Source organism: Streptomyces stelliscabiei, from assembly GCF_014873495.1.
GTDB lineage: Bacteria > Actinomycetota > Actinomycetes > Streptomycetales > Streptomycetaceae > Streptomyces > Streptomyces bottropensis.
This window is the reverse complement of record NZ_JADBGF010000001.1, coordinates 4,336,872-4,348,985: the sequence shown is the minus strand read 5'-3', so window position 1 is coordinate 4,348,985 and position 12,114 is coordinate 4,336,872. Positions and strand designations below refer to the sequence as shown.

General features: G+C 70.1%; 6 protein-coding genes. 4 read left to right on the top strand and 2 right to left on the bottom strand.

Features of this window, described 5'->3' with window-relative positions; translation table 11 throughout:
- Positions 1-193: 193 nt before the first annotated feature.
- Entirely contained in the window at positions 194-3,040 is a 2,847-nt protein-coding gene (gene secA / locus H4687_RS19135; protein ID WP_046917245.1) for a preprotein translocase subunit SecA, read from the top strand.
- 171 nt (positions 3,041-3,211) lie between these two features.
- On the opposite strand, the gene H4687_RS19130 is transcribed toward secA, so the two are convergent.
- Complete coding sequence (locus H4687_RS19130) at positions 3,212-3,760, bottom strand: Rv3235 family protein (protein ID WP_050399266.1); 549 nt, start codon at positions 3,758-3,760, stop codon at positions 3,212-3,214.
- Positions 3,761-4,169: 409 nt separating this feature from the next.
- Between H4687_RS19130 and H4687_RS19125 the strand changes: the two genes are divergently transcribed.
- Positions 4,170-4,685, top strand: coding sequence for a DUF6912 family protein (locus H4687_RS19125; protein WP_005486873.1), 516 nt, complete (start codon positions 4,170-4,172; stop codon positions 4,683-4,685).
- Between the two features lie 539 nt (positions 4,686-5,224).
- Positions 5,225-5,893, top strand: a complete 669-nt coding sequence (locus H4687_RS19120) for an HAD family hydrolase (protein ID WP_005486872.1) — start codon at positions 5,225-5,227, stop codon at positions 5,891-5,893.
- A gap of 37 nt (positions 5,894-5,930) precedes the next feature.
- Here H4687_RS19120 and H4687_RS19115 read toward each other — a convergent pair whose 3' ends face one another.
- A complete protein-coding gene (locus H4687_RS19115; RefSeq protein ID WP_046916378.1) occupies positions 5,931-6,497 on the bottom strand; it encodes a DJ-1/PfpI family protein in 567 nt (188 codons plus the stop codon).
- A 592-nt stretch (positions 6,498-7,089) separates the two neighbouring features.
- Here H4687_RS19115 and H4687_RS19110 point away from each other — a divergent pair.
- Positions 7,090-12,063 (top strand): NAD-glutamate dehydrogenase, encoded by a 4,974-nt coding sequence (locus H4687_RS19110; RefSeq protein ID WP_046916377.1) that lies wholly within the window; start codon positions 7,090-7,092, stop codon positions 12,061-12,063.
- Positions 12,064-12,114 lie beyond the last annotated feature (51 nt).

The window sequence follows — 12,114 nt, the reverse complement described above, 5'->3', positions numbered from 1 at the left end:
CGCGCATTTCGTGGGCGGAACACGGCACCATCGGTGTCGCCTGCCCGTTGTCCTGGTGGGCTGTCACCGCCAGACCTCCCGGCACGCCGGGGTCCTCGCTTACGATGGCCGTTGCTCAAGCTGTGATTCAAGACTGTCAACTGTCATTGAAACCGACCCTCCCCAGGCCCGACCGGCAAGGAGACAAACCCCCGTGTCCGTCCTCTCGAAGATCATGCGTGCAGGCGAAGGCAAAATCCTGCGCAAGCTGCACCGCATCGCGGACCAGGTCAACTCCATCGAAGAGGACTTCGTCGACCTCTCCGACGCCGAGCTGCGCGCCCTCACCGAGGAGTACAAGCAGCGGTACGCCGACGGTGAGAGCCTCGACGACCTGCTCCCCGAGGCGTTCGCCACCGTCCGCGAGGGCGCCAAGCGCGCCCTCGGCCAGCGGCCCTACGACGTGCAGATCATGGGCGGCGCCGCCCTCCACCTCGGCTATGTCGCCGAGATGAAGACCGGCGAGGGCAAGACCCTCGTCGGCACGCTGCCCGCGTATCTGAACGCGCTGTCCGGCGAAGGCGTCCACCTGATCACGGTCAACGACTACCTGGCCGAGCGCGACTCCGAGATGATGGGCCGCGTCCACAAGTTCCTGGGTCTGAGCGTCGGCTGCATCCTCGCCAACATGACGCCGGCCCAGCGACGCGAGCAGTACGCGTGCGACATCACCTACGGCACGAACAACGAGTTCGGCTTCGACTACCTCCGCGACAACATGGCGTGGTCCAAGGACGAGCTCGTCCAGCGCGGCCACAACTTCGCGATCGTCGACGAGGTCGACTCCATCCTTGTCGACGAGGCCCGTACGCCGCTGATCATCTCCGGCCCGGCCGACCAGGCCACCAAGTGGTACGGCGACTTCGCCAAGCTGGTCACGCGCCTGAAGAAGGGCGAGCCCGGCAACCCCCTCAAGGGCATCGAGGAGACCGGCGACTACGAGGTCGACGAGAAGAAGCGCACGGTCGCCATCCACGAGGCCGGTGTCGGCAAGGTCGAGGACTGGCTGGGCATCGACAACCTCTACGAGTCGGTGAACACCCCTCTGGTGGGCTACCTGAACAACGCCATCAAGGCCAAGGAGCTCTTCAAGAAGGACAAGGACTACGTCGTCATGGACGGCGAAGTCATGATCGTCGACGAGCACACCGGCCGTATCCTCGCCGGCCGCCGCTACAACGAGGGCATGCACCAGGCGATCGAGGCGAAGGAAGGGGTGGACATCAAGGACGAGAACCAGACACTCGCCACGATCACCCTGCAGAACTTCTTCCGCCTCTACAAGCGCCACGACCACAACGGCAAGGAACAGCCCGGTCTGTCCGGCATGACCGGTACGGCGATGACCGAGGCCGCCGAGTTCCACCAGATCTACAAGCTCGGTGTCGTCCCGATCCCGACCAACCGGCCGATGGTCCGCAAGGACCAGTCCGACCTGATCTACCGCACCGAGGTCGCGAAGTTCGAGGCGGTGGTCGACGACATCGTCGAGAAGCACGAGAAGGGCCAGCCGATCCTCGTCGGTACGACGTCGGTCGAGAAGTCCGAGTACCTGTCCCAGCAGCTGAGCAAGCGGGGCGTCCAGCACGAGGTGCTCAACGCCAAGCAGCACGACCGGGAGGCGACGATCGTCGCCCAGGCCGGCCGCAAGGGCGCCGTCACCGTGGCCACGAACATGGCCGGCCGCGGTACGGACATCAAGCTCGGCGGCAACCCCGACGACCTCGCCGAGGCGGAGCTGCGCCAGCGCGGCCTCGACCCCGAGGAGCACATCGAGGAGTGGGCGCACGCCCTGCCCGAGGCCCTCGCCAAGGCCGAGGAAGCGGTCAAGACGGAGTTCGAGGAGGTCAAGGAGCTCGGCGGGCTCTACGTCCTCGGCACCGAGCGGCACGAGTCCCGGCGTATCGACAACCAGCTGCGCGGCCGTTCCGGCCGTCAGGGCGACCCCGGCGAGTCCCGGTTCTACCTGTCGCTGGGCGACGACCTGATGAGACTCTTCAAGGCCCAGATGGTCGAGCGCGTGATGTCCATGGCGAACGTGCCGGACGACGTCCCGATCGAGAACAAGATGGTCACCCGCGCGATCGCCTCCGCCCAGTCGCAGGTCGAGCAGCAGAACTTCGAGACCCGGAAGAACGTCCTCAAGTACGACGAGGTCCTCAACCGGCAGCGCGAGGTCATCTACGGCGAGCGGCGCCGCGTCCTGGAGGGCGAGGACCTGCAGGAGCAGATCCAGCACTTCATGGACGACACCATCGACGCGTACATCACCGCCGAGACCGCCGAGGGCTTCGCCGAGGAGTGGGACCTCGACCGGCTGTGGGGCGCCTTCAAGCAGCTCTACCCGGTGAAGGTCACCGTCGAGGAGCTGGAGGAGGCCGCCGGGGACCGGGCCGGGCTGACCGCCGAGTTCATCGGCGAGTCGATCAAGGACGACATCACCGAGCAGTACCGGGCACGCGAGGAGCAGCTCGGCTCCGAGATCATGCGTGAGCTGGAGCGCCGGGTGGTTCTGTCGGTGCTGGACCGCAAGTGGCGCGAGCACCTCTACGAGATGGACTACCTCCAGGAGGGCATCGGCCTGCGCGCGATGGCGCAGAAGGACCCGCTGGTGGAGTACCAGCGCGAGGGCTTCGACATGTTCACCGCCATGATGGAGGGCATCAAGGAGGAGTCCGTCGGCTACCTGTTCAACCTGGAGGTCCAGGTCGAGCAGCAGGTCGAGGAGGTCCCGGTCGAGGACTCCAAGCCGTCCCTGGACAAGAGCGACGCCGTGCCGGCCCAGGCGGGTGCGTCCCGGCCGGAGATCCGCGCCAAGGGGCTGGAGGCCCCGCAGCGCCGGGACCGGCTGCACTTCTCCGCGCCCACCGTCGACGGCGAGGGCGGCATCGTGGAGGGCGACCTCCCCGAGGACGAGCCCATCCGCTCCGAGGCGGACGGTCTCACCCGCGCGGAGCGTCGCAAGCAGCAGGGGAAGACCAGCCGCCGCCGCAAGAAGTAGGGGGCGCGGGCCCCGACACCGCCGCGCTGGGCGCGCGGTGGGACGTGGGCGGTGAGGCTGTGAGTCCGTGAGGGCCGGGCATCTTCGGGTGCCCGGCCCTTCGTGCGTGGCGGCCGCGATTCGGGAGCGCCGCCGCCGAGTGTCGTGGCCGCCCGGTGTCGTGGCCGCCGTTCAGTCCTCGTCGTCCGGGTGGGGGAGCCTCGGGCCGCCGAGTTCCACCGCCGTGCAGCGCCAGCGGTGATCGGGGCCGTGTTCCAGGCGGAAGGCCATGGCGCGCAGACGGTCGCCCGCGTCGATCCGGGCGAAGACCTCCAGGGCGCCCGGGGCGGCCACGTAGTAGCCGATGTCACGGACGACGGGGTGCGCGCCGTGGGGGACGCGCAGGGTGCCGTGCTCGGCCAGCCAGGCCAGTTCGTCGTAGGCCCGTCCCGCGGTGTGGCGCAGCATGCTGTGGACCGGGCGGCGGCCGCTCAGTACGGCGAGGAGGAGGTCGGCGAAGCGGTCGGTGGGGCGGGGGTGGGGGTGGACGGGTCCGGCGAGGGCCTCCGCGGGGGCCGTGCGGGCCGGATGCGGGAGCGCGGGTGCCGCTGAGCGGGGCGCCGACGGGCGGCCGTCTCCCGGGGTCGTGCGGGCCGGGGTGCGGCCCGGGCGGCGGGTGTCGTGGCGGACGGGCGGGCGGGGGCCGGGGGTGCGCCTGGTCCTGGTCATGACCTTGTTCATCGGAAATCCCCGTTCGTCGGTGAGGCCGCCGGGTACCAGTCGGTAACTTGGCGATGGGGATCTTGTACGAGGCCGGAGGGGGCCGTGGCAAGGAAGCGGGGGCTGTCGGCGGGGGCCCGGGAAGGTTCACCTATCAGGGTGACGGGGAGGGGTTCGGGCCCGGCGGGGCGGGGATGTACCGGGTGAGGTGGCGGGCCCCGGGTGGACGCCTCCGGAGGGCTGGGCGGGCGCTCGAAAGGGGACGCCCGCACGTATCCTGAAGGCCCTCCGGAGGCTTCGCGGGGCCTTCGCGGCGAGCCGGGACGCATCGCGGGAACGGATCGTCGGACCGTTCCGCAACGGACCGTCGGACCGTCCCGCCGAAAGGCTCCGGGGCGCTCCGAGATCACGACTACGAAAGCGGCCAGCCATGCGCGTCTACGTCCCCCTGACCCTTCCCGGGCTCGCCGAGGCGTACAAGACGGGTGAGCTGGGGGAGGGGGCGTTCGTCGCGTACGCCGTCACCCCGGCTCTGCGGGAGTGGTATCTCTCCGACGACATCGAGGAGCTGGAGTACGCGGCGCTGAACCGGGCGGCGCTCGCGTCGTTGCGGCTGGTGGCCGTGGATCCGGGGGCCGCGCGGCGGCGGGTCGTCGTCGCGGTGGACGTGGCCGACCGGGACGCGGTGGCCGATCCCGACCGGGGGCTCGATCCGGTGGCGCTCGGGGAGGTGCGGGTGGCCGGGCCCGTGCCGTTGAGCAAGGCCGCGGCGGTGCACGTCGACTCGGCCGAGGCCGAGGAGGAGGTCGGGGAGGCCGCGGACGCGTTGGGGGCGGCGGATCAGGGGGACGACGACGCGCAGTTCATCGTGGACGGGGCGGACGATCACGAGCTGCTCTGGTACGCGACGCAGGAGATCCCGAACCTCGTGGGGTTGGGGGGCTGATCCGGCCGCCGCTGTGGACCGGGGCGCCGGTGGGTGGCACGAGCACCCTCGCCCGGGTGCGGTCCGGTGTTCTCGGTGGGGTCGGTGTGCGGCGCCCCTTGCTGAGGCTGGGCGGGGGGCGGTTTCGCTGACCGGCGCTTGCCGGGCGCCGCTGCGCCCACCCGTGCCGCCCCTGGCGGCACGATTGCCCGCAGCGTGTGGGGGTGGCCGGGGGACCGGCGCCGAGGGCGCGTGGCGGTGCGCAGGTGGGCAACAGTGGCAGCGATGGCGGCGGCGTCCAGCGGGCCGGCCGCCGAGCGGGGCGTGCCTGTGCGCAGGTGGGCGGGAGTGGCATCGAGCGCGGTTGTCGGCGGTGGATGGCGGCGGCGTTCAGCGGGTCGGCCGCCGAGCGGGGCGTGCCTGTGCGCAGGCGGGCAACGGTGGCACCGAGCGCGGCTGTCGGCTGTGATGGCGGCGGCGTCGCCGTGTGTCGCTCGGCCGGTGGCGGTCCTTGTGGGTGGTGGGAATGCGTTGTCGGCGGCGAAGGGTAGTTTTTGGATATGGGGATGAACGGAGTCGGGGCGCACATCGTCTGGGACTGGAACGGGACCTTGTTGAACGACAACGAGGCGATCATCGGGGCGACCAACGCGGCGTTCGCCGAGTTGGGGATCGAGCCGATCACGCTGGAGCGGTACCGGGAGCTGTACTGCGTGCCGGTGCCGAAGTTCTACGAGCGGCTGATCGGGCGGCTGCCCTCGGACGAGGAGTGGGAGGCCATGGACGTGGTCTTCCACCGGTACTACGCGGAGCACCGGGTCGCCTGCGGGCTGACCGAGGGGGTGCCGGGGCTGCTCACCGAGTGGCTCTCGGCGGGCCGCAGCCAGTCGATCCTCAGCATGTACGTGCACGAGGAACTGGTCCCGCTGGTCCGGGGCTTCGGGATCGAGCCGCACTTCGTCCGGGTCGACGGGCGCACCGGACCCTCCGGAGGCAGCAAGGCCGAGCACATGGTGCGCCACCTGCGCCGGCTCGTGGGCGTGGAGCCGAGACGGACCGTCGTGATCGGGGACGCCGCCGACGACGCCGTCGCCGCCCGGCACGTGGGTGCGCAGGCCGTGCTCTACACCGGGGGTTCCCACAGCAGGGCCAGCCTGGAGTGGGTCGGGGTACCTGTCGTTGACACCCTGGAGGAGGCCGTCGAGGAGGCCGGGCGGCTGGCCGCGTAGCGGTCGGCCCGGCGCCCGCGTCCCCGGCCCCGCCCTCTCACGTCACCGGTGCCTTCGCCCGCAGCACCGTCAGGAACTCCCGCATCCAGCCGGAGTGGTCCGGCCAGGCGCGGGCGGAGACCAGGGTGCCGTCGACGACGGTCTCGGCGTCCTGGAAGGTGGCGCCGGCGGCCTGCATGTCGAGTTCGAGCGCCGGGTAGGCGGTGACGCGGCGGCCGCTCAGGGCGTCCACGGCGGCGGTGAGCAGCGGGCCGTGGCAGATCTGGGCGACCGGCTTGTCGGTGTCGAAGAAGGACTTGAGGATCTTGCGCAGCTCGGGGTCGTTGCGGAGGTACTCGGGGGCCCGCCCGCCGGGGACGACGACGGCGACGTACTGACCGGGGTCGACCTCGGAGAAGGCCAGGTCGGCGGGCCAGGAGTAGCCGGGCTTCTCGGTGTAGGTGTCGTATCCCACTTCGAAGTCGTGGACGACGAACCGGAGCTTCTTGCGGCTCGGGGCCGCGATGTGGACCTCGTACCCCTCCTCGCGGAGGCGTTGGTAGGGGTACAGGACCTCCAGCGACTCCGCCGCGTCGCCGGTCACGATCAGGATCTTGGCCGTCATGGTGGGCTCCCCTCGGTACCGCAGGGCTTCTTCGTCAGGCTATGGCCTCCTGGGCAACGTGCATCCGGGGTGAAGATCTGCCAAGGGGGTGTGCGGCTTCAGGGTGCGACGAAAGCGCGTATAAGCTCGGTTGCGCGGAGGTAAGCTCAAAAGTGCGCGATGGGTACTGTGCAGAACGTCAAAGTTCGACCCCCTGTTTTGTACACATACGGCTCATGACGTGCCCCCCGTCCGGAGGGATAGCCTTGTGGCGTGATCAGCGCGATAGTTCGCGGGGACCTCGTCGTCCCTGCCCTGCGCCCGGTGAGCACGGACGACATCCGTGTCCGGGCGGCGGTCGCTGGTCCTCGCGGGCGGGAGGGAGCCACCAGGGCTCCCGGGACGCCGGGTACACCCACGGACGGCGCGATGCCGAGAGCAGCGTCACATCCCTGTCGGGTACCGAGAATGGCTGATTACCCCCCGCTCGTCTCACCCTGCGGCATAGCGTCGAAGCAGACCGGACACCCCGTGTCGTGGTGGCGCGTCGGAGGGCACGAGTTCGTACTTCCTTCTACGTCACGCAACGGCGCGCGACAGGAGCCAGAGGACAATGCAGACCAAGCTGGACGAAGCCAAGGCCGAGCTGCTCGAACGGGCCGCCCGGGTAGCTGAGAACAGCCCGGTCGGGGGGTATCTACCGACTGGGAAGACGAGCGAGAGCCTGTCCGACATCCCGGACCACGACACCGTGCTCGCGTTCCTCCAGCGCTACTACCTGCACACCGCCCCGGAGGACCTGAGCGGCCGTGACCCGGTCGACGTCTTCGGAGCCGCCCACTCCCACTACCGACTGGCCGAGAACCGCCCCCAGGGCACGGCCAACGTACGGGTGCACACCCCGACCGTCGAGGAGAACGGCTGGACCTGCAGCCACTCCGTCGTCGAGGTCGTCACCGACGACATGCCCTTCCTCGTCGACTCCGTGACCAACGAGCTGTCACGGCAGGGGCGCGGCATCCATGTCGTCATCCACCCCCAGGTCGTCGTCCGACGGGACGTCACCGGCAAGCTCGTCGAGCTGATCATCGAGCCGGCCGCCGTCGCCGCGGCGGCCGCGGCCGTGGCCGCCGGCGAGGCGCTGCCGCACGACGCGCACATCGAGTCCTGGATCCACGTCGAGATCGACCGCGAGACCGACCGGGCGGACCTCAAGCAGATCAACAACGACCTGCTGCGCGTCCTGTCCGACGTCCGCGAGGCCGTCGAGGACTGGGAGAAGATGCGGGAGGCGGCGGTCCGGATCGCCGACGGGCTGCCCGCCGAGCACACCGCCGACGACCTGCGCGGAGAGGAGGTGGAGGAGGCCCGCGAGCTGCTGCGCTGGCTCGCCGACGACCACTTCACCTTCCTCGGGTTCCGGGAGTACGAGCTGCGCGAGGACGACTCCCTCGCCGCCGTCGCCGGCACCGGGCTCGGCATCCTGCGCTCCGACCCGCAGCACGCCGGGCAGGACCAGCACCCCGTCAGCTCCTCCTTCGAGCGGCTGCCCGCCGACGCCCGCGCCAAGGCCCGTGAGCACAAGATCCTCGTCCTGACGAAGGCCAACAGCCGCGCCACCGTCCACCGGCCGTCCTACCTCGACTACGTGGGCGTGAAGAAGTTCGACGCCGAGGGGAACGTGATCGGTGAGCGGCGCTTCCTCGGACTGTTCTCCTCCGCCGCCTACACCGAGTCCGTGCGCCGGGTGCCCGTCGTCCGCCGCAAGGTCGAGGACGTCCTGCGGGGCGCCGGATTCTCGCCCAACAGCCACGACGGGCGCGACCTCCTCCAGATCCTGGAGACCTACCCGCGCGACGAACTGTTCCAGACCTCGGCCGACGAGCTGCGCTCCATCGTCACCTCCGTGCTCTACCTCCAGGAGCGCCGGCGGCTGCGGCTCTACCTGCGCCAGGACGAGTACGGGCGCTACTACTCCGCCCTCGTCTACCTCCCGCGCGACCGCTACACCACCGGCGTACGCCTCAGGATCATCGACATCCTGAAGGAGGAACTGAACGGCATCAGCGTCGACTTCACCGCCTGGAACACCGAGTCGATCCTCTCCCGGCTGCACTTCGTGGTCCGCGTCCAGCCCGGCACCGAACTGCCGCACCTCAGCGACGCCGACAAGGAACGCCTGGAGGCCAAGCTCGTCGAGGCCGCCCGCTCCTGGTCGGACGGGTTCGCCGAGGCGCTCAACGCCGAGGTCGGCGAGGAACGCGCCGCCGAGATGCTGCGCAAGTACGGCAACGCGATCCCCGAGGGGTACAAGGCCGACCACAACCCCCGCTCGGCCGTCGCGGACCTCGTCCGCCTCGAAGCGCTCGACCAGGACGAGGACTTCGAGCTGAGCCTGTACGAGCCGGTGGGCGCCGCGCCCGACGAGCGCCGGTTCAAGATCTACCGCAAGGGCGGCTCGGTCTCGCTCTCCGCGGTGCTGCCCGTCCTCAACCGCATCGGCGTCGAGGTCATCGACGAGCGGCCGTACGAACTGCGCTGCGCGGACCGGACGACCGCGTGGATCTACGACTTCGGGCTGCGGATGCCGAGGCAGCAGGCCGGCAGCGTGGACTACGCCGGGGACGACGCCCGGGAGCGGGTGCAGGAGGCCTTCGCCGCCACCTGGACCGGGCAGGCCGAGAACGACGGGTTCAACGCGCTCGTGCTGAGCGCGGGCCTGACCTGGCGGCAGGCCATGGTGCTGCGCGCGTACGCCAAGTACCTGCGGCAGGCCGGGTCCACGTTCAGCCAGGACTACATGGAGGACACCCTCCGCAACAACGTCCACACCACCCGGTTGCTCGTATCGCTGTTCGAGGCGCGGATGTCGCCGGACCGGCAGCGGGCCGGGCGGGAGATCGTCGACGCGCTCCTCGAAGAGGTCGACGCGGCGCTCGACCAGGTGGCGAGCCTCGACGAGGACCGCATCCTGCGGTCGTTCCTGACCGTCATCAAGGCGACGCTGCGCACCAACTTCTTCCAGGAGGCGGCCGGCGGCAGGCCGCACGACTACGTCTCCATGAAGTTCGACCCGCAGGCCATCCCCGATCTGCCGGCCCCGCGTCCGGCGTACGAGATCTGGGTGTACTCGCCGCGCGTCGAGGGCGTGCACCTCAGGTTCGGCAAGGTCGCCCGCGGCGGGCTGCGCTGGTCGGACCGGCGCGAGGACTTCCGCACCGAGATCCTGGGCCTGGTCAAGGCGCAGATGGTCAAGAACACCGTCATCGTGCCCGTCGGCGCCAAGGGCGGCTTCGTCGCCAAGCAGCTGCCCGACCCGTCGGTGGACCGGGACGCCTGGCTCGCCGAGGGCATCCGCAGCTACAAGACCTTCATCTCCGCGCTGCTCGACATCACCGACAACATGGTCGCGGGCGAGGTCGTCCCGCCGTCGGACGTCGTCCGGCACGACGAGGACGACACCTATCTCGTCGTCGCCGCCGACAAGGGCACCGCGACCTTCTCCGACATCGCCAACCAGGTCGCCGAGAGCTACAACTTCTGGCTCGGGGACGCCTTCGCCTCCGGCGGCTCGGCCGGCTACGACCACAAGGGCATGGGTATCACCGCCCGCGGAGCCTGGGAGTCGGTCAAGCGGCACTTCCGGGACGTGGGCGTCGACACGCAGTCCGAGGACTTCACGGTCGTCGGCATCGGTGACATGTCCGGTGACGTGTTCGGCAACGGCATGCTGCTCAGCGAGCACATCCGCCTCGTCGCCGCCTTCGACCACCGGCACATCTTCATCGACCCCAGCCCCGACGCGGCCACCTCCTACGCCGAGCGCCGCCGGGTCTTCGAGCTGCCCCGCTCCAGCTGGGCCGACTACGACACCGATCTGATCTCCACCGGCGGCGGCGTCTTCCCGCGCACCGCCAAGGCGATCCCGATCAACGGCCACATCCGGGACGTCCTCGGCATCGAGGACAAGGTCGCCAAGATGACCCCGGCCGACCTGATGAAGGCGATCCTCAAGGCGCCGGTCGACCTGCTGTGGAACGGCGGCATCGGCACGTACGTGAAGGCCTCGACCGAGTCGCACGCAGACGTCGGCGACAAGGCCAACGACGCCATCCGGGTCGACGGGCGGGACCTCAGGGTCCAGGTCGTCGGCGAGGGCGGCAACCTCGGCCTGACCCAGCTGGGCCGGATCGAGTTCGCGCAGACCGGCGGGCGGGTCAACACCGACGCCATCGACAACAGCGCGGGCGTGGACACCTCCGACCACGAGGTGAACATCAAGATCCTGCTCAACGGCCTGGTCCGCGACGGCGACATGACGGTCAAGCAGCGCAACAAGCTGCTCGCCGAGATGACCGACGAGGTCGGCCACCTCGTCCTGCGCAACAACTACTCGCAGAACACGGCGATCGCCAACGCCCTCGCCCAGTCCCCGGACATGCTCCACGCCCAGCAGCGCTTCATGCGCCACCTCGTCAGGGAGGGCCACCTCGACCGGGCGCTCGAATTCCTGCCCACCGACCGGCAGATCCGCGAGCGCCTCAACACCGGGCAGGGCCTCACCGGCCCCGAGACGGCCGTCCTCCTCGCCTACACGAAGATCACCGTCGCCGAGGAACTGCTGCACACCGAGCTGCCCGACGACGCCTACCTGCGCAAGCTGCTGCACGCGTACTTCCCGGCCGCGCTGGGCGAGCGGTTCCCCGAGCACATCGACAGCCACCCGCTGAGCCGCGAGATCATCACGACCCTGCTGGTCAACGACACGGTCAACACGGGCGGTACGAGCTTCCTGCACCGGCTGCGGGAGGAGACCGGGGCCTCGCTGGAGGAGATCGTCCGGGCGCAGACCGCGTCCCGCGCGATCTTCGGGTCGGGCGAGGTGTGGGACGCCGTCGAGGGCCTGGACAACACGGTCGACGCGGCCGTCCAGACCCGGATCCGGCTGCACTCCCGCCGCCTCGTCGAGCGCGGCACGCGCTGGCTGCTCAACAACCGGCCGCAGCCGCTCCAGCTCAGCGAGACCATCGCGTTCTTCTCCGAGGGCGTCCATCTGGTCTGGGGCGAGCTGCCCAAGCTGCTGCGCGGCGCGGACCTGGAGTGGTACCAGGAGATCTACGACGAGCTGACGGGCGCGGGGGTCCCGGAGGAGCTGGCCACGCGGGTCGCGGGCTTCTCCTCGGCCTTCCCGACGCTCGACATCGTCGCCGTCGCGGACCGGGTCGGCCGGGCGCCGATGGAGGTCGCCGAGGTGTACTACGACCTCGCCGACCGGCTGAGCATCACCCAGCTGATGGACCGCATCATCGAGCTGCCGCGTGCCGACCGCTGGCAGTCCATGGCCCGCGCGGCGATCCGTGAGGACCTGTACGCGGCCCACGCGTCCCTCACCGCCGAGGTCCTCTCCGCGGGCAACGGCTCCTCCACCCCCGAGCAGCGCTTCAAGGTGTGGGAACAGAAGAACGCGGCACTGCTCGGCCGGGCGCGCACGACCCTGGAGGAGATCCAGACCTCCGACGCGTTCGACCTCGCCAACCTGTCGGTGGCGATGCGGACGATGAGGACGCTGCTGCGCAGCCACGCGTAGGCGGTACGACGGGAAGGGGGCGCCCCACAGCGGTGGGGCGCCCCCTTCCCG